Origin of the sequence: Streptomyces sp. JB150 (genome assembly GCF_011193355.1) — a bacterium.
Taxonomy (GTDB): domain Bacteria; phylum Actinomycetota; class Actinomycetes; order Streptomycetales; family Streptomycetaceae; genus Streptomyces.
Genome location: NZ_CP049780.1, coordinates 1,822,324 through 1,843,586 on the forward strand (window position 1 = coordinate 1,822,324; position 21,263 = coordinate 1,843,586).

Here is a 21,263-nt window from a genome sequence, read left to right on the forward strand (position 1 = left end):
CCCGTTCGAGTGACAGCGGGTCGCGTGAAGTCCTGTTCACACCGGTCGGCGGGTTCGACGCGGTGCAGGAACCGCGCTGGAGCGAGGCGGCACACCGGAGTACGTTGCAAGGAGGATGGTGGTCCGGATGCGTACGGGCAGTGAGCCGGTGACCGCGCGCAGTGCGCTGCGGGCGCGGTTCTGGCTGAGCGTGTGGGGGCTGGTCTGGGCGGTCTTCGGCACGGCCGCGTTCGCCCTGGCCGGGCGGGTCGGCTGGGCGATCGCCTGTGGGGTGCTGTGGCTGGTGGCGACGATCGACATGCTCGTGGTCCTGCGCCACATCCGTCAGGGCCCGCACTATCAGCCCGGCCCGGACGTCCCGCCGTACCGGCCGCCGGAGGGCCCCGGGCGCCGGTAGCCGCCCTCACGGGCCGCTGGAGGGCCCCCGGCGGCGGTAGCGGCCGTACGGCAACGCTCCCCGCGGTCGTGCGCCGTCACGGCAACCGGAGGGCGAGACCGGCCCTACTCGAATCGGGCCGCCTTCAGGTACTGCGGGTTCGGGTCCAGCGCCGCCGCCAGCCGGAAGTGGCGCTTGGCCTGGTCGGGGCGGCCCTGGCGCTCGTAGGTGCGGGCGAGCGCGAAGTGCGCGAACGCGTTGTCCGGCTCGCGCTCCAGCACGATGGTGAACTCCAGCTCCGCGGGACGCAGTTGCGCGGCGGCGAAGAACGCGCGGGCGCGCAGCAGCCGGGCGGCGGTGTTCTCGGGGTGGGCGGCGATGACTCCGTCGAGCAGCTTCACCGCGCCACGCGGGTCCCGCGCGGCGAGCAACTGCTCGGCGGCACGGAAGTCGATGACGTGCGTCTCCGGTGACGGTGAACGTCCGGTCGAACCGCTGGTCTCGGGCACGGCACATTCCTTCCCTTGCTGCACCCGTTCAACGCCGAGGCACGACGCCGCTATTCCCGCGTCACCGCCACCCCAGGCGCACCTGAAGAGCCTCCCAGGGCACTGCCCCCACCGCCAGCTACTGCCCGCCCGCTTCCTTCGGCGCGCGGGCCCGGCGCACCAGCTCCGCCCACACCTCCCTCACCCGCCGCTCCAGCTCCTCCAGCGGTACGTCGTTGTCGATCACGATGTCCGCGATCTCCCGGCGCTGCTCCCGGCCGGCCTGCGCGGCCATCCGCGCGCGGGCGTCCTCCTCGGTCATGCCACGCAGCCGGACGAGCCGGTCGAGCTGGGTCTTCGGGGCGGCGTCGACGACGATCACGACGTCGTACAGCGGTGCCAGGCCGTTCTCGGTGAGCAGTGGTACGTCGTGCACGACGACGGCGTCCTCCGCCGCCGCGGCCTGCAGTTCCTCGGAGCGGGCCCGGACGAGGGGGTGCACGATCGAGTTGAGCACGGCGAGCTTCTCGGCGTCCGCGAAGACGATCGAGCCCAGCCTGGGGCGGTCGAGACCGCCGTCCGGAGCCAGTACGTCCGCCCCGAAGGCCTCGACGACCGCGGCGAGACCGGGAGTCCCGGGCGCGACGACCTCGCGCGCGATGCGGTCGGCGTCGATCAGCACGGCACCGCACTCCACCAGCAGTCGCGACACCTCGCTCTTGCCGGCCCCGATACCGCCGGTCAGCCCCACAGTCAGCATGAGCGGAAGCTTAGGCCCTGCCGGTGACCACGCACGGGCGGGGGCGGAAACCTCCGCCGATCCCCCGGTCACCCGGTCACCCGGTCACCCGGTCACCCGCCCAGCCCTCCCCGCTCCGCCCAGCCCACGCGGGAGCGCACGCCGCCTCAGCCGTCCCCTTCCCGCTCCGCGAGGAACCGCTCGAACTCCCGCCCGATCTCGTCCGCCGAGGGGATCTCCACGGGCTCGGCGAGCATGTTGCCGCGCGTCTCCGCGCCGGCGACCGCGTCGTACTGGTGCTCAAGGCCCTGGACGAGGGCGGTCAGTTCCTCGTCCCCCTCCCGGATCTGCCGCTCGATCTCGGTCTGCGTGCGGTACGCGTCCGTGCGCAGGGAGTGCGCGATGGCCGGCAGGACCAGCCCGGTGGCCGCGGTGATGGCCTCCAGGACGGTCAGCGCCGCGTCGGGGTAGGGCGAGCGGGCGATGTAGTGCGGGACGTGCGCGGCGACGCCGAGGACGTCGTGACCGGCCTCCATGAGGCGGTACTCGACCAGCGACTCGGCGCTGCCGGGCACCTGCGCCTCCTCGAAGGGGCTGCGGTGGCCGGGCACCAGGTCGGCCCGGTTGCCGTGCGGGGTCAGGCCCACCGGGCGGGTGTGCGGGACGCCCATCGGGATGCCGTGGAAGTTCACGGCGAGGCGTACGCCCAGACGTTCCACGATCTGCTCGACGGCCGCCGAGAAGCGCTCCCACTCCACGTCCGGCTCCGGACCCGACAGCAGCAGGAAGGGTGCCCCGGTGGCGTCCTGGACGATCCGGACGGCGAGCGTGGGCTCCTCGTACCCGGCCCAGCGGTCGCGCCGGAAGGTGAGCAGCGGGCGGCGGGCTCGGTAGTCCACGAGCCGGTCGTGGTCGAAGCGGGCGACGATCTGGTGCGGCAGCGAGTCGAGGAGCCGGTCGACGATCAGGTCGCCGGTCTCACCCGCGTCGATGTATCCGTCGAAGTGGTAGAGCATGACAAGACCGGCCGACTCCTGGGCGAGCGCCATGTCGACGACGGCCAGGCCCTTCGGCTCCCACGTGTACAAACCCTGCGGATCTAGCACAGTGACCGCTCCTCCTCGTGTTCGTACGGAACAACGCGGTGAGGGACATGGACATTCCCCTCCGTACGAGTCGAGCGGCGATTGCCCGTCAACTGCCCCGCGCGGTGGCCTCCTTGGGCGCCGGGAACGGCCGCGTCGCCGCGGCGGGGACGGTCGCGTCGCCGCGGCGGGGACGGTCGCGTCGCCGCGGCGGGGACGGCCGCGTCGCCGCGGCGGGGACGGTCGCGTCGCAGGATGGACGCGCGTGACGGCCGCGTCGCGGGACAGTTCCCGGACGCACCGAGGACCCGCACCCCGGATGGGATGCGGGCCCTCAGCCCGTTATCGGCCGGCCCTCAGGGAGCCGTGCTCAGCGGGCTGCGCTCAGCTCTGGCCGCCGGCCAGCTTCTCGCGCAGCGCGGCCAGCGCCTCGTCCGACGCCAGGGCGCCGGAGTTGTCGCCGCCCTCGGAGGAGTACGAACCGCCGGTCGCGGCCGGAGCGGCGGCCTCGCCACCCTCGGCAGCGGCCTGGGCGTCCGCCTCGCGGGACTTGATGACCTGCTGCTGGTGCTGCTCGAAGCGGGCCTGCGCCTCGGCGTACTGGCGCTCCCACTCCTCGCGCTGCTTCTCGTAGCCCGGCAGCCAGTCGTTGGTCTCCGGGTCGAAGCCCTCGGGGTAGATGTAGTTGCCCTGGTCGTCGTAGGACGCGGCCATGCCGTACAGGGTCGGGTCGAACTCGACCGCCGTCGGGTCGGCACCGAAGGACTCGTTGGCCTGCTTCAGCGAGAGGCTGATGCGACGGCGCTCGAGGTCGATGTCGATGACCTTGACGAAGATCTCGTCGTTGACCTGGACGACCTGCTCCGGGATCTCCACGTGGCGCTCGGCCAGCTCGGAGATGTGGACCAGACCCTCGATGCCCTCGTCCACGCGGACGAACGCACCGAACGGAACCAGCTTCGTGACCTTGCCGGGCACGACCTGGCCGATCTGGTGGGTGCGGGCGAACTGCTGCCACGGGTCTTCCTGGGTCGCCTTCAGCGACAGGGAGACGCGCTCGCGGTCCATGTCGACGTCGAGGACCTCGACGGTGACCTCCTGGCCCACCTCGACGACCTCGGACGGGTGGTCGATGTGCTTCCAGGACAGCTCGGAGACGTGGACCAGACCGTCGACGCCACCCAGGTCCACGAAGGCACCGAAGTTGACGATCGAGGAGACGACGCCGGACCGCACCTGACCCTTCTGGAGGGTGGTGAGGAAGGTCTGGCGGACCTCGGACTGGGTCTGCTCCAGCCAGGCACGGCGGGACAGGACCACGTTGTTGCGGTTCTTGTCCAGCTCGATGATCTTGGCCTCGAGCTCCTTGCCCACGTAGGGCTGGAGGTCGCGGACGCGGCGCATCTCGACCAGGGAGGCCGGGAGGAAGCCACGGAGGCCGATGTCGAGGATGAGACCACCCTTGACGACCTCGATGACGGTACCGGTGACGATCCCGTCCTCTTCCTTGATCTTCTCGATGGTGCCCCAGGCACGCTCGTACTGGGCGCGCTTCTTCGAGAGGATCAGGCGGCCTTCCTTGTCCTCCTTCTGGAGGACGAGGGCCTCGATCTCGTCACCGACGGCGACGACCTCGTTGGGGTCGACGTCGTGCTTGATCGAGAGCTCGCGGCTCGGGATCACGCCTTCGGTCTTGTAACCGATGTCGAGCAGGACCTCGTCCCGGTCGACCTTCACGATGACGCCGTCGACGATGTCGCCGTCGTTGAAGTACTTGATCGTCTCGTCGATCGCTGCGAGGAAGGCTTCCTCGTTACCGATGTCGTTGACCGCTACCTGCGGGGTGGTGGCGGTGGTCTCGGTGCTGCTCGTCATGTGGGAAAGGGCTCCGGTACGGACATTGAAGTCGTAGGTACTGCTACGCCGGGAGCCCGTTTCGCTCTGCAGAAGCCGGACAGCCAAGGAAGCGCCTCACCAACCGGAAGCCGGTGTTGGCGCCTCGACAACCGAGGGGACATACAACAGATGCGAGCGCAGCCTGCTACGTCTGAGGTGCGCAGGCCCGCAGCGCAACTTGTAGCATACGGGGGCAGCCGGGCAGGGTCAATGCGCGAAGACGCACACCCGGGGCGGATCGCCGCATTCCCGGCAGAAAACTTGTCCCGTGAGACCACGCGGGCACCGGCGCGCCCGTGCTGCGACACCCCCGGGACGGGTTGGACGGAAGAGTACGACGAGGGAGCCCATCATCCAAGAGCCCGAATCCGCCGAGGCCGCACCACCCGCCGAGACCGACGAGCCGGAGGCCACGCGGCGTGATGCCGGCGTCGCCGAGAGCGCCCGCGCCAACCGGGGCTGGTGGGACCGCAACGCGGACGAGTACCAGATCGAGCACGGCACGTTCCTCGGCGACGACCGGTTCGTGTGGGGCCCCGAGGGCCTGGACGAGGTGGAGGCCGGGCTGCTGGGCCCGCCGGAGGAGCTGAAGGGCAGGGACATCCTGGAGATCGGGGCCGGCGCGGCGCAGTGCGCGCGCTGGCTGGCCGCCCAGGGGGCGCGCCCGGTCGCCCTGGACCTCTCCCACCGCCAGCTCCAGCACGCCCTGCGCATCGGCGGCTCCTTCCCCCTGGTGTGCGCGGACGCGAGCGCCCTGCCCTTCGCGGACGCCTCCTTCGACCTGGCGTGCTCGGCCTACGGGGCGCTGCCGTTCGTCGCGGACCCGCGGCTGGTGCTGCGGGAGGTGCACCGGGTGCTGCGGCCCGGCGGCCGGTTCGTCTTCTCGGTGACCCATCCGATCCGCTGGGCCTTCCCGGACGAGCCGGGCCCCGAGGGGCTGACGGTCTCCGGGTCGTACTTCGACCGCACTCCGTACGTGGAGGAGTACGTCGAGAACGGCGTCGGCCGCGCGGTGTACGTCGAGCATCACCGGACGCTCGGCGACCGGGTCCGGGACATCGTGGCGTCGGGCTTCCGGCTGGTGGACCTGGTGGAGCCGGAGTGGCCCGCGTGGAACACCTCCGAGTGGGGCGGCTGGTCGCCGCTGCGCGGGAAGCTGATCCCGGGGACGGCGATCTTCGTGTGCGAGCGGGACTGAGGTCCTCCCCGCGTCGTGTCCCGGTGTCCGGCGTCTGCCCGCAGGCACGCGCGTCGCGGGCACGCGTGCGTAGGGGCCGCTCCCTGCCGGGCGCGTTCTCCCGTCGTACGACACTAGGGGCGTGATCCGTTACGACGCTCTGGACGCCCTGCCCGTGCGTGGTGCCCTGCCCGCGCTGCGCGACGCCCTGGAGGGGCCCGGCGCCGCCGTGCTGGTGGCGCCGCCCGGCACCGGCAAGTCGACGCTGGTGCCGCTGGCGCTGGCGGGGCTGCTGGGCGACGGGCCCACGCGGCGGGTGCTGGTCGCCGAGCCGCGGCGGATCGCCGCGCGGGCGGCGGCCCGGCGGATGGCGTGGCTGCTCGGTGAGCGGGTCGGCGAAAGCGTCGGCTACACGGTGCGCGGGGAGCGGGTCGTGGGGCGGCACGCGCGCGTGGAGGTCGTCACGACCGGTGTCCTGCTCCAGCGGCTGCAGCGTGACCAGGAGCTGACCGGGGTCGACGTGGTGCTGCTCGACGAGTGCCACGAGCGGCATCTGGACGCGGACACGGCGGCGGCCTTCCTGTGGGACGTACGCGAGGCCCTGCGGCCCGAGCTGCGGCTGGTGGCCGCGTCGGCGACGACCGACGCCGAGGGGTGGGCGCGGCTGCTGGGCGGGGCGCCCGTGGTCGAGGCGCGGGGCGTCTCCCATCCCGTGGAGACCGTCTGGGCGCCGCCTCCCCGGCCGGTGCGGCCGTCGCACGGGATGCGGGTGGACCCGGCGCTGCTGACGCACGTGGCGTCGGTGGTGCGCCGGGCGCTGGCCGAGCGGCCGGGGGACGTCCTGTGCTTCCTGCCCGGCGTCGGCGAGATCGCGCGGGTCGCCGCGCAACTGGGGGATCTCGGGGACGTCGAGGTGCTCCAGGTGCACGGACGGGCGCCGGCGGCGGTGCAGGACGCGGTGCTGGCGCCGGGCGCGCGTCGCCGCGTGGTGCTGGCGACGGCGGTGGCGGAGTCCTCGCTGACGGTCCCGGGCGTGCGGGTGGTCGTCGACTCCGGGCTCGCGCGGGAGCCGCGCGTGGACCACGCGCGGGGGCTGAGCGCGCTGACGACGGTACGGGCCTCGCAGGCGGCGGGGCGGCAGCGGGCCGGGCGGGCCGGACGTGAGGCGCCGGGCACGGTGTACCGCTGCTGGGCGGAGGCCGAGGATGCGCGTCTGCCGCGGTTCCCGGCCCCGGAGATCCAGGTGGCCGACCTGACGGCGTTCGCGCTCCAGGCGGCCTGCTGGGGCGATCCGGAGGCGAGCGGGCTGGCGCTGCTCGACCCGCCGCCGGGCGGGGCGATGGCGGCCGCGCGGCGCGTGCTGTCGGCGATCGGCGCGGTGGACGAGAGCGGGCGGGCCACCGCGCGGGGCGTCCGGCTGTCCCGCCTGGGTCTGCATCCCCGGCTGGGCCGGGCGCTGCTGGACGCCGCCCCGCTCGTGGGCGCGGGGCGGGCCGCCGAGGTCGTGGCCCTGCTGAGCGAGGAGCCGCCGCACGAGTACGGGGACGACCTCGCGGGGGCCCTGCGGGCCGCGCGGCGCGGCGGTGACGCCTACGCGGGCCGGTGGCGCGCGGAGGTGCGCCGGCTGCGGGCCCTGGCCGAGGAGGCCGGGGAAGACACCGACCGGGCGGGCGCGCCGGACCGCGGGGACGGCGCGCCGGACCGCGGGGACGGCGGGGCGGGCCGCGCCGCGGCGCCCGGTGACCGGACGAGCGAGGGCGAGGACCGGCTCGCCGGTCTGGTCGCCGCCCTCGCCTACCCGGAGCGGGTCGCCCGCGCGGACGGCGGGTCGTATCTGATGGTGTCGGGGACGCGGGCCGAGCCGGATGAGGGCACGGCGTTGCGGGGCGCGCCGTGGATCGCCGTCGCGGTGGCCGACCGGCCCGTCGGGCGGGGGCACGCGCGCGTGCGGCTCGCGGCGGTTGTCGACGAGGACATCGCGCGGCGGGCGGCGGGGGCGCTGCTCACCGAGGGGGACGAGATCCGGTGGGCCGACGGGGACGTCGTCGCCCGGCGCGTGGAGCGGCTGGGCGCGGTGGAGCTCGCCGTACGGCCGCCGGCGGAGCCCGCCCCCGCTCTCGTGCGGCGGGCGCTGCTCGACGGGTTGCGGCGGGAGGGGTTCGGGCTGCTGCGCTGGTCCCGGGAGGCCGGGGTGCTGCGGCAGCGGCTGGCGTTTCTGCGGCTGCACCTGGGCGAGCCCTGGCCCGACGTGTCCGACGACGCGCTGCACGCGCGCGTGGACGAGTGGCTGGAGCCGGAACTGGGCCGGGCCCGGCGGCGCGCGGATCTGGCGCGGATCGACGCCGGGGCGTGTCTGGCCCGGCTGCTGCCCTGGGCGTCGGGTGAGGCCGCGCGGCTGGACGAACTGGCCCCGGAGCGGATCACGGTGCCGAGCGGGTCGGCCGTACGGGTCGACTACGCGGATCCGGAGCGGCCGGTGCTGGCGGTGAAGCTGCAGGAGATGTTCGGGCTGCAGGAGTCGCCGCGGGTGGCCGGGGTGCCGCTGCTGGTGCATCTGCTCTCGCCCGCCGGACGCCCGGCAGCGGTCACCGCCGACCTCGCCTCCTTCTGGAAGGACGGCTACCGGGGCGTCCGCGCGGAGCTGCGCGGCCGGTACCCGAAGCATCCGTGGCCGGAGGACCCGGCCACGGCGGAGCCGACCCGGCACACCACCGCGCGGCTGAGGCGATGACCCGGTGCGGCTGCGGCTGCGGTGGGGCCGGGTGCGGATGCGTGCCGGGTGCTGTGCGGGCCGGGTGCCGCGTGGGCCCAGTGCCGCGTGGGCGGTGTGCGCACAGGGCGAGGGCGCCCGTCCGCCGTCGCGGAGGGGCGCCCTCGCCTCGGGCTCGGTGCGCTTACGCGCCGGCCGGGGCCGACTCGCTCGTCGACGGGCTCGGCGACGGCTGCGGCGCCGTCACCGTCAGCTCCACGGTCAGCGTCGCGCCGCCCGTGGTGGTGAGGCGCAGCAGGAACGTGCCGGCCGTGTCGTCGGCGTAGAGCTTCGGCAGCGTCAGCAGTCCGTCGGGGCCGGTCTTCAGGCCCGCCAGGGTGCGTACGGCCGTGCCGTCCGCGTCCTTGAAGTAGGGGCCCTTGTCGTTGACCGACGGGTCGTCCGGCGACGTGATCAGCGTCGCGGTGGCGGCGACGCCGTCCGCCGCGGCGCCCTGGTACGTCGCCTTGACCTTGACCTGCTCGGCGAACTCGCCGCCCGCCACGCAGGTCAGCGCGGTGTCGGAGGTGCGGACGAGCTTGTCGGCGGCCCGCGCGGTGACCGTCGCGGTGTAGCCGATGCCGGGGACCGAGCGGCCGACGACGGTGGCGCGGACGGTGAACGAGCCCGTCTTCTCGCCCGCCTGGAGCGGCGGCGCGACGGCCACGCCGGCGTCGGTGGTCACCATCGTGGCGACGGTCTCGCCGCCGGGGAAGGTGGCGTCCGTGGCGCCGACGATGGTGAAGCGGACCCGCACCTTGCCGACGCCCTCGCCGGACCTGGTCTCCGCGCGGGTACTGATGCGCTCGTCGAACACGTCGCCCGCCATGGCGGTGAGCTTCCCGGTGCCCGCGTCCTCCAGGTGGTGGACCGTGTCGGTCGGGGTCGGCGGGGTGGTGGGCGGCGAAGTGGTGGGCGGCGGGGTGGTGGGCGGAGCGGTCGGCGGGGTCGTCGGCGGCTTGCTCGGGGTCTGCGAACCGCCGCCCGGGGAGGGCGGAACGGGCTTCGGCTTCTGCACGGCGGGCGGCCTCTGGGTCGCGGGCGGCGTCGGCGACGGGCTGGGTCCGGTGGTGGCGTCGCTGCGGTCGGAGGGCAGCGGGCCGGTGCCGTCCGGGACCTCGTGGGTGCCCTTGCGGTAGTACTCCAGCCACGACAGGACCGTGTTCAGGTACTCCGTCGAGTTGTTGTAGCTGAGGATCGCGCTGCGCAGATCGCTGTCCGTGGACAGGTCCCAGTCGAAGCGGCACAGGTAGTGCCCGGCCGCGAGCGCGGCGTCGTAGACGTTGTTGGGGTCCTTCTTGCCGTCGCCGTTGCCGTCGCGGCCCGCCCACTCCCAGGTGGAGGGGATGAACTGCATGGGGCCGACGGCACGGTCGTACGCGGCGTCCCCGTCGTAGGCGCCGTCGTCCGTGTCGCTGATGTTGGCGAAGCCGACACCGTTGAGCTGCGGGCCGAGGATCCGGCCGATGGTGGTGCCGTCGGCGGACACCCGGCCGCCGCGGGCCTGACCGGACTCCACCTTGCCGATGGCGGCGAGGAGCTGCCACGGCAGGTTGCAGCCGGGCTTCTTCTCGCGCAGCGTGGCCTCGGCCTTCTTGTAGGCGTCGAGGACGGTCGCGGGTATGCCCGCCGCGGTGTCGCCGGTGACGCCGGGGGTGGCGGTGGCGCCACTGGAGGGCGAGGGGTTGGGGCTGTTCAGCGGCGGCAGGTCCGTGTAGTACGGCGAGTTGCCGGTCGCGCTCTCCTCGGCGGGGGCGTCCGGGGAGGGCGCGCCGGAGGAAGGGGTCTGTCTGCCGGCACCGTCGGTCGTCACATCCGGAGCCTGGGACGCCGCCAGGGCCGCGACCGCTGCCGCGGCCACGGCGGTGTTCGCCGCCCCCTTGCGCAGCCTCCTGCCGAAATGCGCCGCCATGAAGTGAACCCCTCCCAGCGGACGTCCCAGCGCCCGCGTCTGCCGTTCTGTTGGCATTGTTCTGTTTTTGTGGTTTTGTTGGCCGGTTCGACGCGCTCCCCGCACGTCGGCCCTCGCGACCCTACGACAACTTCCTGTGCTCGGACACCCGTTGGTGCCCGGTTTTCCCTACTTGGCACGCGTCGGCCACCCATACGGTTCCCCAGGTCACCGGAACCCATCGCATACTGACCGTCAAATTCGTTCCAGGGGGCCTTGTTGCCGTTCACTCTCAGCCACGCGGCAGCCGTCCTGCCGGCCGTCCGCACCGACGGAACCGGGCGGTGGCGTCTGGCGCCGGCGGTGCTGGTCGCCGGATCGTTCGCGCCGGACATGACCTACTACGCGGCGAGCGCGCTGCCGCGGGCCATGGAGTTCGGTGACGTCACCCACTCCTTCCCCGGGGTGTTCACGGTCGACGTGGCGGTGGCGTGGGCGCTGGTGGGGCTGTGGCTGCTGATCCGGGAACCGCTGGTGGCGCTGGTGCCGCAGGCCCGGCAGCCGCGCCCGGCCGCGCTGCTGCGGTGCGGGGCGCCCCGCGCGCGCGTGACGGGCGGTCTCGTGCTGCGCTGGTACGTCTCGGCGGCGCTCGGGGCGCTGACGCATGTGGTGTGGGACGCGTTCACCCACCTGGACCGGTGGGGCATGCGGGTGTTCCCGGTGTTCGGCCGGGAGATCGCCGGGTCGCCGCTGTACTGGTACCTCCAGTACGGCGGCTCCGTGGTGGCCGCGGGCCTGATCGCCGTGTTCGCCGGGCTGGCGCTGCGGCGGGTCCCCGCCGGGGAGCCCTCGGGGGTGCCGGCGCTGTCGTCGCGCGACCGGTGGTGGGCCGTGGCCCTGATCGGCGGCTGCGCGCTCGTCGCGGCGGTGCGGCGGGTGGTGCGGTGGTGGGAGCACTGGGGGGCCGTGGCGAAGCCGTACGAGCTGATCCCGACGGTGTGCTTCGGCGCGGGGGCCGGGCTGGTGGTGGGTGTGGTGCTGTACGCGCTGGCTGTCAGGGTGTGGCGCCCGGGTCCGGTGCGGGGCGGTTCCTCCGGGTCCGGGGCCGGTGAGTTGCCTAGCGGGTCTGCCGGTTCCGGCGACGGTGCGGAGGGCGGGGAGCCGTCCCCGAGCCGGTCGGCGGCTCGTTGAGGGCGGGGACCGTCGCGGTGAACACGGTGACCGTGTACGCCGGCCGTGGTCGCGGCAGGAGGGTGAGGAAGAGGGCCAGGTAGCCGCGGGCCAGGTCGGCCCAGGGCCGCCAGGCGTGGGCGGTCTCGCGCAGGCGGGCGGCTGCGCGGAGGCGCGCGGCGGTGCTGAGGCGCGCGGCGGTGCTGAGGCCGGCGATCGTGCTCATGCGGGCGATGGTGCTCAGACGCGCGGTGCTCAGACGCGCGGTGCTCAGGCGGGCGCGGCTGGTCGGGCGGGTCGCTGCGCGGGGGCGGGCGGTGCGGGAGAGGCGTGGGGCGGACTGGGCGCGTCGGGCGATCCGGCGCCGGAGGTCCGTGGTGGCGTGCCGGAGGGTTGCGGCCGGGCCGGCGAGGTGACGGGCGGTGCTTGCGTCGGCCGCGATGGCCGGGACCGGTCGGAGCGGGGGTGCTCCGTGGTGCTTGAGCATGCGTATACCCATGGCGGCATCTTGACGGGAGGCGCGTGGGGGGTGCGCTTTCGCGGGGGCCACGTGGGTGAAAGGGGCGTCCGGGGGTGGGGTCCGTCGCGTGTGGGTGGTCTCGGTGTTTCGGGGGGTGCGGGTGGGTGGGGGCTGGGCGCGCCGTTCCGTTCCCCGCGCCCCCGTGTGAGGGGGTGGCTGGCGTTGGGGTTCGTGCGGGTTGTTCGTGGCTGGGCGCGCAGTTCCCCGCGCCCCTTTCGGGGCGCGGGGGCTTTCTCCGGTCAGTGCGCTGCGGACTCCCAGTCGGAGCCGACGCCCACCGAGACGTCCAGGGGGGCCCGGAGGCGGACCGCGCCGGCCATCTCGCGGCGGACGATCTCCTCCACGCGCTCGCGCTCGCCCGGGGCGATCTCCAGGACGATTTCGTCGTGGACCTGGAGCAGCATGCGGGAGGTCAGCTTCGCCTCGGTCAGGGCGCGGTCGACGTTCAGCATGGCGATCTTGACGATGTCCGCCGCGGTGCCCTGGATGGGCGCGTTGAGCGCCATGCGCTCGGCCATCTCACGGCGCTGGCGGTTGTCGCTGTTGAGGTCCGGGAGGTAGCGGCGGCGGCCGAAGAGGGTTTCGGTGTAGCCGGTCGCGCGGGCCTCGTCGACGACGCGGTGCAGATAGTCCCGGACCCCGCCGAAGCGCTCGAAGTAGGTGTCCATCAGGGCGCGGGCCTCCGCCGCCTCGATGTTGAGCTGCTGGGAGAGACCGAACGCCGACAGGCCGTACGCCAGGCCGTAGGACATCGCCTTGATCTTGCGGCGCATCTCCGCGTCGACCGCGGACCGGTCGACGGAGAAGACCTGCGAGGCCACCGTGGTGTGCAGGTCCTCGCCGGAGGTGAACGCCTCGATCAGGCCCTCGTCCTCGGAGAGGTGGGCCATCACGCGCAGCTCGATTTGGCTGTAGTCCGCGGTCATCAGGGACTCGTAGCCCTCACCGACCACGAAGCCGCGGCGGATCGCCCGGCCCTCGTCGGTGCGGACCGGGATGTTCTGCAGGTTCGGGTCGGTCGAGGAGAGCCGGCCCGTCGCGGCCACGGTCTGGTTGAAGGTGGTGTGGATACGGCCGTCCGTCGCGATCGTCTTGATCAGGCCCTCGACCGTCACGCGGAGCTTCGCCTGCTCGCGGTGGCGGAGCATGATCACCGGCAGCTCGTTGTCGGTCTGGCCGGCGAGCCAGGCCAGGGCGTCGGCGTCGGTGGTGTAGCCGGTCTTGGTCTTCTTGGTCTTCGGCAGGCCCAGCTCGCCGAAGAGGACCTCCTGGAGCTGCTTGGGCGAGCCCAGGTTGAACTCGTGCCCGACCGCCGCGTGGGCCTCCTTCACGGCCTGCTGCACCGCGCCCGCGAACATCTGTTCCATGGCTTCCAGGTGGGCGCGGTCCGCCGCGATGCCGTGCCGCTCCATCCGGGCCAGCAGCGCGGAGGTGGGCAGCTCCACGTCCCGCAGCAGATCGGCCGCGCCGACCTCCCGCAGCCGTTCCCCGAAGGCCTCGCCCAGGTCGAGCACGGCACGGGCCTGGATCATCAGCGCTTCGGCCTCGGCGCCGTCGTCCGCGCCGAAGGCCAGCTGGCCGTCGGCCGCCGCGGCGGGGGCCAGCTCGCGGTGCAGGTACTCCAGGGACAGCGCGTCCAGGTCGAAGGAGCGCCGGCCCGGCTTGACCAGGTAGGCGGCAAGCGCGGTGTCCATGGTGACCCCGGCGACCGTCCAGCCGTGCTCGGCGAAGACCCGCATCGCGCCCTTGGCGTTGTGCAGGACCTTCGGGCGGTCCGCGTCGGCCAGCCAGGCCGCGAACGCCCTCTCGTCGGCCTCGTCGAGCTGGGACGGGTCGAACCAGGCCGCCGGTCCGGAGGCGGTGGCCAGGGCGATCTCGGCGACCGAGCCGGTGCCGAGCGCCCAGGTGTCGACGGTGGCCACGCCGAGCGGGCCGGTGCCGTGCTCGGCGAGCCAGCCGGCCAGCTCGCCGGTGGTGAGGATCCGGCCGTCCAGCTCCACGCCGTCCGCCACCACCGGGGCGGACTCGGCCTCCTGCGCTCCGGGGTCGACGGCGAGCAGGCGCTCGCGCAGCGACGGGTTGCGGATCTCCAGGGTGTCGAGGACCATCGCGACCGCCTTGCGGTCGTACGGCGCGCGCTTCAGGTCGGCGACCGTCTTGTCCAGCCGGACCTGCCGCTCCAGCTCGGTGAGGCGGCGGTTGAGCTTGACGGCCTCCAGGTGGTCGCGCAGGTTCTGACCGGCCTTGCCCTTGACCTCGTCGACGCGTTCGACCAGCTCGGCGAAGGAGCCGAACTGGTTGATCCACTTCGCGGCGGTCTTCTCGCCGACGCCGGGGATGCCCGGGAGGTTGTCGGACGGGTCGCCGCGCAGCGCGGCGAAGTCCGGGTACTGCGCGGGCGTCAAGCCGTACTTCTCGAAGACCTTCTCCGGGGTGAAGCGGGTCAGCTCGGAGACGCCCTTCGTCGGATACAGCACCGTGGTGTGGTCGCTGACCAGCTGGAAGGAGTCGCGGTCGCCGGTGACGATCAGCACCTCGAAGCCCTCGGCCTCGGCCTGGGTGGCGAGGGTGGCGATCACGTCGTCCGCCTCGTACCCCTCCACCGCGAAGCGGGACACGTGCATCGCGTCGAGCAGCTCGCCGATCAGCTCGACCTGGCCCTTGAACTCGTCCGGCGTCTTGGAGCGGTTCGCCTTGTACTCGGTGAACTCCTCCGAGCGCCAGGTCTTGCGGGAGACGTCGAACGCCACCGCGAAGTGGGTGGGCTCCTCGTCACGCAGCGTGTTGGCCAGCATCGACGCGAAGCCGTAGATTGCGTTCGTCGGCTGGCCCGTCGCGGTCGTGAAGTTCTCCGCGGGGAGCGCGAAGAACGCGCGGTAGGCCAGGGAGTGCCCGTCCATGAGCATCAGCCGGGGTCGGCTCCCGCCGGAGGGGTTGTCGGTCTTCTTCGATGCTGTCTCTGCCACGTCCCCGATCCTGCCACGCCCCACTGACAGTCGGCCCCACGCCGGGGGTGGGGCCCATGCCGGGCCGCCGGGGGCGTGCTCTTGCCGGGGTGCCGAGGGCGAGGCCTTGCCTGGGTGCCCGGGCAGGCGTTGCGCTGCCTGGCGCGGGCGCGTATCCGCCCTAGAGCCGGCCCGTACCGGCGCGGGCGCCCAGCACGCACCCGCGCGGGGACCGCCCGCCCCCGTGACGTTCCGCGAGCCATCTCACACACGGGCCCACTCCCCCCGCCTCCGAACCCCCGCACTCTCTCCCTCGGCACCCTGTTCCCCCGGCACCCGCTCCCCCCTCCCCCGCCCCTCCCCATGGGCTGATCGCTGTCAGTGGTCCGTGCGAGGATCGGAGACGTACCTCACAGATGTACGAAGGAGAGTGCGCGATGGCGAGGAAGCCACCGAAGGCCGACCCGGTCCAGGACGCGCCGCAGGTCGCCGAGCCGCAGCACGCGGCGGCGGGGCTGCCGGCCATCGGGCACACCCTGCGCGTCGCCCAGCGGCAGATGGGTCTGAAGCGCACCGCGCTGACCCTGCTCAGCGTGAACCAGAAGGACGGCTTCGACTGCCCGGGCTGCGCGTGGCCCGAGCCGGAGCACCGGCACAAGGCGGAGTTCTGCGAGAACGGCGCGAAGGCGGTCGCGGAGGAGGCGACGCTGCGCCGGGTCACGCGGGAGTTCTTCGCCGCGCACCCGGTCGCCGACCTCGCCCGCCGCAGCGGCTACTGGCTCGGCCAGCAGGGCCGTCTCACCCACCCGATGTACCTCCCGGAGGGTGCCGAGCACTACGAGCCGGTCACCTGGGAGCGCGCCTTCGACATCATCGCGGAGGAGATCGCCGCCCTCTCCTCCCCCGACGAGGCCGTCTTCTACACCTCGGGCCGCACCAGCAACGAGGCCGCGTTCCTGTACCAGCTCTTCGCCCGCGAGCTGGGCACGAACAACCTCCCGGACTGTTCGAACATGTGCCACGAGTCCTCCGGCTCGGCGCTGACCGAGACGCTCGGCGTCGGCAAGGGCAGCGTCCTGCTGGAGGATCTGTACCGGGCGGACCTCATCATCGTGGCGGGCCAGAACCCGGGCACCAACCACCCGCGGATGCTCTCCGCCCTGGAGAAGGCCAAGGCGGGCGGCGCGAGGATCATCAGCGTCAATCCGCTGCCCGAGGCGGGCCTGGAGCGGTTCAAGAACCCGCAGACCCCGCAGGGCATGCTGAAGGGCGCCGCCCTGACCGACCTCTTCCTGCAGATCCGCCTCGGCGGCGACCAGGCCCTGTTCCGCCTGCTGAACAAGCTGATCCTGGAGACCGAGGGCGCCGTGGACGAGGAGTTCGTCCGCGAGCACACCCACGGGTTCGAGGAGTTCGCCGAGGCCGCCCGCGCGGCCGACTGGGACGCCACGCTCACCGCCACCGGCCTCACGCGCGAGGAGATCGAGGAAGCCCTGCGAATGGTCCTCGCCTCCGAGCGCACCATCGTCTGCTGGGCCATGGGTCTCACCCAGCACAAGCACGCGGTGCCGACCATCCGCGAGGTGGTCAACTTCCTGCTGCTGCGCGGCAACATCGGCCGTCCGGGCGCGGGCGTGTGCCCGGTGCGCGGTCACTCCAACGTGCAGGGCGACCGCACGATGGGCATCGTCGAGCGGCCCGCGCCGGCCTTCCTCGACGCCCTGGAGAAGGAGTTCGGCTTCGCTCCCCCGCGCGAGCACGGCTACGACGTGGTGCGCGCCATCCGCGCGCTGCGCGACGGCGAGGCCAAGGTGTTCTTCGCGATGGGCGGCAACTTCGTCTCCGCCTCGCCCGACACGGAGGTCACCGAGGCGGCGATGCGGCGTGCCCGGCTCACCGTGCACGTCTCGACGAAACTGAACCGCAGTCATGCGGTCACGGGCGCGCGGGCGCTGATCCTGCCGACCCTCGGCCGCACCGAGCGTGATCTCCAGGCGGGCGGCGAGCAGTTCGTGACCGTCGAGGACTCGATGGGCATGGTGCACGCCTCCCGCGGCCGGCTGGAGCCGGCGAGCCCGCAGCTGCTGTCCGAGCCGGCCATCGTGTGCCGGCTGGCCCGCCGGGTGCTCGGCGAGCGCAGCGTGGTGCCGTGGGAGGAGTTCGAGAAGGACTACGCGGCGATCCGGGACCGCATCGCGCGGGTGATCCCCGGGTTCGAGGACTTCAACGCGCGTGTGGCCCGCCCCGGCGGCTTCGCCCTGCCGCACGCCCCGCGCGACGAGCGGCGCTTCCCGACGGCGACCGGCAAGGCCAACTTCACGGCCGCGCCGGTGGAGTATCCCGAACTGCCCGAGGGGCGCCTGCTGTTGCAGACCCTGCGCTCCCACGACCAGTACAACACCACGGTCTACGGCCTGGACGACCGCTACCGCGGCATCCGGGGCGGCCGCCGCGTGGTGCTGGTGAACCCGGAGGACGCCGCCGCGCTCGGCGTCACGGACGGGACCTACGTGGACCTGGTGAGCGAGTGGAAGGACGGCGTGGAGCGGCGGGCCCCGGGCTTCCGCGTGGTGCACTACCCCACCGCGCGGGGCTGTGCCGCCGCCTACTACCCGGAGACCAACGTCCTGGTGCCGCTGGACGCCACCGCGGACACCAGCAACACCCCGGCCAGCAAGTCCGTCGTGGTCCGTCTGGAACAATCGGCCACCGACTGAGCGTTTGCTCAGCCAGAGCGACCGACAGACGAACGGAGCCGGGCCCCATGGGCGAGCAGCACACCGTGAAGTTCCCGCAAGAGGTCATCGAGGAGTACGCGGCACTGGGCGTGGACCTGCCCGCCCTGTTCTCGGCCGGGCACCTGGGCACGCGGATGGGCGTGCAGATCCTGGAGGCCTCGGCGGACCGCGTCGTGGGCACCATGCCGGTCGAGGGCAACACGCAGCCGTACGGGCTGCTGCACGGCGGCGCCTCCGCGGTGCTGGCCGAGACGCTGGGCTCGGTGGGGTCGATGCTGCACGGCGGCGTCTCGAAGATCGCCGTCGGGGTGGACCTGAACTGCACGCACCACCGCGGGGTGCGCTCGGGCCTGGTCACCGGTGTGGCCACCCCGGTGCACCGGGGGCGGTCGACGGCGACGTACGAGATCGTGATCAGTGACGAGGAGGGCCGGCGGGTGTGCACCGCCCGGCTGACCTGCATGCTGCGGGACGTGACCCCGCGCGACGAGGAGCGGGCCAGTTCACTCGGCTGACCCTCCTCGCTCGACTGACCCTCCGTCAGCAACCCCCTAGGTTGCCGTCCATCAGCTCAAGAGCCGCCGCGCGGCGGCCCCTTGCACCGGGCCGTCGCGCGGCGGCTTTTCCGTGCAGTCACCACGCATTTCCGTAACGGCGATTTCACACCTCTTTCCGGACGAAGCGGTGAAGCGCGGATTCCCCCCGCTGGATCACCGGGATCGCCATCGCCCCCGAAGGTGATCGAATCCGCGAAAGCATCCCGGAACGCCGGGCTCCCTTTCGCGGGCGTAACTCTTCGTAATGCGCACGCAATACGGAACACGCCTCTTTCCGTCCCGGCGGACACCGCGCCCGTGGCGCCTCCGCAGGCCCCGCACGCCCCACAGGTAGCCCGCAGCAACGATGTCGCGACATCAGCAAAATGCAAGAACACTGCTGATAAGAGCTGGGCGGGGCCTGCGAATCTCACCATATGGACCGGGCGAATCAGTCAGAATTCCGCGCTTCCACCCGCTCAGTACCGCTCTGCATTACGTCGTGTCATAACAAGAGCGTCACAGCCTTGGTCAGACCCTCCTCCACGTTCCCCACACACGCTTAGAGTCACGGCCAGTCACCGCGCCGACGGATTCGAAGTTTCCTTCGGTCCGGCGCTCGACTCGACGCGCTCCACAGGGAGCCGGCGTGCCAGGGAAAGGACCTGATTCGTGCGTCAACGTTCGCTCATTGCCATCACCGCCGCCCTCGCGGCGGGATCGCTCACCCTCACCGCATGCGGGTCGCGCGACGACAGCAGCAACGGCGGCGACGGCGGCGAGAAGACCACCGTCGTGATCGGCGTCGACGCCCCCCTGACGGGTGACCTCTCCGCTCTCGGCCTGGGCATCAAGAACTCCGCCGACCTGGCCGTGAAGACGGCCAACAAGGAGGAGTACGTCAAGGGCGTCGAGTTCAAGCTCGAGCCCCTGGACGACCAGGCCCAGCCGTCCGTCGGCCAGCAGAACGCCCAGAAGTTCATCAGCAACAAGGACGTCCTCGGTGTCGTCGGCCCGCTGAACTCCAGCGTGTCGCAGCAGATGCAGAAGCCGCTCAACGACGCCGGCCTGGTCCAGGTCTCCCCGGCCAACACCGGCACCGAGCTGACCCAGGGCGACGGCTGGAAGACCGGCAACTCGGTCCGCCAGTTCAAGACCTTCTTCCGCACCGCCACCACGGACGAGATCCAGGGCGCCTTCGCCGCCGAGTACCTGTACACCAAGGCCGGCGTCAAGAAGGTCTACCTGATCGACGACCAGAAGACCTACGGCGCGGGTCTCGCCGCCTCCTTCAAGACCAACTTCACCAAGCTCGGCGGCAAGATCGTCGGCACCGACCACATCAACCCCGACGACCGTGACTTCAACGCCGTCGTGGCCAAGATCAAGAAGACCGGCGCCGAGGCGCTCTACTACGGCGGCGAGTACCCGGCCGCCGCTCCGCTGAGCCAGCAGCTCAAGGACAGCGGCCAGAAGATCCCGCTGATGGGCGGCGACGGCATCTACTCCGGCGAGTACCCCAAGCTGAACAAGAAGGCCGAGGGCGACCTCGCCACCTCCGTGGGCAAGCCGGTCGAGCAGCTCGCCTCCGCCAAGGAGTTCATCAAGAACTACGAGGCCGAGGGCTACGAGGACGCCTACGAGGCGTACGGCGGCCTGACCTACGACGCCACCTGGTCGATCATCGAGGCCGTGAAGCTGGCGGTCGAGGGCAACGACGGCGAGCTCCCGTCGGACGGCCGCAAGGCGGTTCTGGACGCCATGGCCAAGGTCAAGTTCGACGGCGTCACCGGCACCATCTCCTTCGACGAGTTCGGTGACACCACGAACACCCTGATGACCGCCTACAAGGTCAAGGGCAACACCTGGGCGCCGGAGCACAGCGCCTCCCCCAAGGTGGACTGAGCAGGGGACGAGTAGAGAGAACATCCCCCTCACACATTGATCCAGGCCGCGCGGGCAGCGCCCACCAGCGCTCCCGCGCGGCGCCATATCCGAACCACTCCACGGAGGCCCTGCGGTGAACGAACTGCCGCAACAGCTGGCCAATGGACTCATCCTCGGCGCGATGTACGGACTCATCGCGATCGGCTACACGATGGTCTACGGCATCGTCCAGCTCATCAACTTCGCCCACGGCGAGATCTTCATGGTCGGGGGCTTCGGGGCCCTGACCATCTGGCTCATACTCCCCGAAGGCTTCGCCCTCGGCGCTGCCGTCCCGCTCATGATCGTCGGTGGCATCGTCGTCTCGGTCGCGGTCGCCACCGCGGCGGAACGGTTCGCCTACCGGCCGCTGCGCACCGCGCCCCGGCTGGCGCCCCTGATCACCGCCATCGGTCTGTCCATCGTCCTCCAGCAGGTCGTGTGGATGTGGTACCCGGACGCCAAGAAGGACGTCCCCTTCCCGCAGTTCGACGGCGATCCCATCGACATCCTCGGCGCCAACATCCAGCGTGGTGACCTCTTCGTGCTGATCGCCGCCCCGCTGTGCATGGTCGCCCTGGGCCTCTTCGTGACGAAGACCCGCTCCGGCCGCGGTATGCAGGCCACCGCCCAGGACCCGGACACCGCCAAGCTGATGGGCATCAACACCGACCGCATCATCGTGATGGCCTTCGCCATCGGTGCCGCGTTCGCCGCCATCGCCGCGGTCGCCTACGGCCTGAAGAACGGCCAGGTCGGCTTCCGGATGGGCTTCCTGATGGGCCTCAAGGCCTTCACCGCCGCCGTGCTCGGCGGCATCGGCAACATCTACGGCGCCATGCTCGGCGGCCTCGTCCTCGGTGTCGCCGAGTCCCTCGCCACCGGCTACATCGGTGACATCCCCGGCATGGAGCTGTTCGGCGGCGGCGCCTGGAAGGACGTGTGGGCGTTCAGCCTGCTCATCCTCGTCCTGCTCTTCAGGCCACAGGGCCTGCTCGGCGAACGCGTCGCGGATCGGGCGTGATAC

15 protein-coding genes are annotated in these 21,263 nt (G+C 72.3%); 8 read left to right on the plus strand and 7 right to left on the minus strand.

From position 1 onward, the window contains the following. Positions 1-127: 127 nt before the first annotated feature. Positions 128-397, plus strand: coding sequence for a DUF6343 family protein (locus G7Z13_RS08585; RefSeq protein WP_206313035.1), 270 nt, complete (start codon positions 128-130; stop codon positions 395-397). Positions 398-501: 104 nt separating this feature from the next. On the opposite strand, the gene G7Z13_RS08590 is transcribed toward G7Z13_RS08585, so the two are convergent. From G7Z13_RS08590 to rpsA, 4 genes are all read right to left on the minus strand, one after another. Then, positions 502-885, minus strand: coding sequence for a tetratricopeptide repeat protein (locus tag G7Z13_RS08590; RefSeq protein WP_165997499.1), 384 nt, complete (start codon positions 883-885; stop codon positions 502-504). A 118-nt stretch (positions 886-1,003) separates the two neighbouring features. Then, positions 1,004-1,624: a dephospho-CoA kinase gene (coaE, locus tag G7Z13_RS08595; RefSeq protein ID WP_165997500.1), complete on the minus strand. Its 621-nt coding sequence runs from the start codon at positions 1,622-1,624 to the stop codon at positions 1,004-1,006. A 146-nt stretch (positions 1,625-1,770) separates the two neighbouring features. Continuing rightward, positions 1,771-2,709, minus strand: a complete 939-nt coding sequence (locus G7Z13_RS08600) for a PAC2 family protein (RefSeq protein ID WP_165997501.1) — start codon at positions 2,707-2,709, stop codon at positions 1,771-1,773. Positions 2,710-3,072: 363 nt separating this feature from the next. Beyond that, positions 3,073-4,563 carry a 30S ribosomal protein S1 gene (gene rpsA, locus G7Z13_RS08605; protein ID WP_165997502.1) on the minus strand — a complete coding sequence of 497 codons (1,491 nt, stop codon included), beginning with the start codon at positions 4,561-4,563 and terminating at the stop codon, positions 3,073-3,075. Between the two features lie 289 nt (positions 4,564-4,852). On the opposite strand from rpsA, the gene G7Z13_RS08610 reads away from it, so the two are divergent. Then, positions 4,853-5,782: a class I SAM-dependent methyltransferase gene (locus tag G7Z13_RS08610; RefSeq protein ID WP_240926147.1), complete on the plus strand. Its 930-nt coding sequence runs from the start codon at positions 4,853-4,855 to the stop codon at positions 5,780-5,782. 121 nt (positions 5,783-5,903) lie between these two features. Next, positions 5,904-8,492, plus strand: a complete 2,589-nt coding sequence (gene hrpB / locus G7Z13_RS08615) for an ATP-dependent helicase HrpB (protein ID WP_165997503.1) — start codon at positions 5,904-5,906, stop codon at positions 8,490-8,492. Between the two features lie 163 nt (positions 8,493-8,655). On the opposite strand, the gene G7Z13_RS08620 is transcribed toward hrpB, so the two are convergent. Continuing rightward, positions 8,656-10,422 (minus strand): lytic transglycosylase domain-containing protein, encoded by a 1,767-nt coding sequence (locus tag G7Z13_RS08620; RefSeq protein ID WP_165997506.1) that lies wholly within the window; start codon positions 10,420-10,422, stop codon positions 8,656-8,658. A gap of 258 nt (positions 10,423-10,680) precedes the next feature. Between G7Z13_RS08620 and G7Z13_RS08625 the strand changes: the two genes are divergently transcribed. Further along, the gene (locus tag G7Z13_RS08625; protein ID WP_165997507.1) at positions 10,681-11,592 is read left to right on the plus strand and encodes a DUF4184 family protein; all 912 of its coding nucleotides are present in this window, start codon (positions 10,681-10,683) and stop codon (positions 11,590-11,592) included. On the opposite strand, the gene G7Z13_RS08630 is transcribed toward G7Z13_RS08625, so the two are convergent. Then, positions 11,519-12,070 (minus strand): hypothetical protein, encoded by a 552-nt coding sequence (locus tag G7Z13_RS08630; protein ID WP_165994881.1) that lies wholly within the window; start codon positions 12,068-12,070, stop codon positions 11,519-11,521. The two genes, G7Z13_RS08625 and G7Z13_RS08630, sit on opposite strands and share 74 nt — an antisense overlap. A gap of 260 nt (positions 12,071-12,330) precedes the next feature. Then, on the minus strand, positions 12,331-15,057 hold the full coding sequence (gene polA / locus G7Z13_RS08635) for a DNA polymerase I (protein WP_165997509.1): 2,727 nt from the start codon (positions 15,055-15,057) through the stop codon (positions 12,331-12,333). A 416-nt stretch (positions 15,058-15,473) separates the two neighbouring features. Here polA and G7Z13_RS08640 point away from each other — a divergent pair, with 416 nt between their 5' ends. The 4 genes from G7Z13_RS08640 to G7Z13_RS08655 all read left to right on the plus strand — a co-directional run bounded on the left by G7Z13_RS08640 (position 15,474) and on the right by G7Z13_RS08655 (position 21,260). Continuing rightward, entirely contained in the window at positions 15,474-17,753 is a 2,280-nt protein-coding gene (locus G7Z13_RS08640; RefSeq protein WP_165997511.1) for an FdhF/YdeP family oxidoreductase, read from the plus strand. A gap of 47 nt (positions 17,754-17,800) precedes the next feature. Continuing rightward, on the plus strand, positions 17,801-18,289 hold the full coding sequence (locus tag G7Z13_RS08645) for a hotdog fold thioesterase (RefSeq protein WP_165997513.1): 489 nt from the start codon (positions 17,801-17,803) through the stop codon (positions 18,287-18,289). A 693-nt stretch (positions 18,290-18,982) separates the two neighbouring features. Next, complete coding sequence (locus G7Z13_RS08650) at positions 18,983-20,215, plus strand: branched-chain amino acid ABC transporter substrate-binding protein (RefSeq protein ID WP_165997515.1); 1,233 nt, start codon at positions 18,983-18,985, stop codon at positions 20,213-20,215. A gap of 115 nt (positions 20,216-20,330) precedes the next feature. Then, entirely contained in the window at positions 20,331-21,260 is a 930-nt protein-coding gene (locus G7Z13_RS08655) for a branched-chain amino acid ABC transporter permease (RefSeq protein ID WP_165997516.1), read from the plus strand. Positions 21,261-21,263 lie beyond the last annotated feature (3 nt).

Coding starts and splice junctions, on each gene's coding strand:
- coaE (WP_165997500.1), bottom strand. CDS start 1,624: ATGCTGACTGTGGGGCTGACCGGCGGTATCGGGGCCGGCAAGAGCGAG.
- G7Z13_RS08645 (WP_165997513.1), top strand. CDS start 17,801: ATGGGCGAGCAGCACACCGTGAAGTTCCCGCAAGAGGTCATCGAGGAG.
- G7Z13_RS08585 (WP_206313035.1), top strand. CDS start 128: ATGCGTACGGGCAGTGAGCCGGTGACCGCGCGCAGTGCGCTGCGGGCG.
- rpsA (WP_165997502.1), bottom strand. CDS start 4,563: ATGACGAGCAGCACCGAGACCACCGCCACCACCCCGCAGGTAGCGGTC.
- G7Z13_RS08640 (WP_165997511.1), top strand. CDS start 15,474: ATGGCGAGGAAGCCACCGAAGGCCGACCCGGTCCAGGACGCGCCGCAG.
- G7Z13_RS08620 (WP_165997506.1), bottom strand. CDS start 10,422: ATGGCGGCGCATTTCGGCAGGAGGCTGCGCAAGGGGGCGGCGAACACC.
- G7Z13_RS08630 (WP_165994881.1), bottom strand. CDS start 12,070: ATGGGTATACGCATGCTCAAGCACCACGGAGCACCCCCGCTCCGACCG.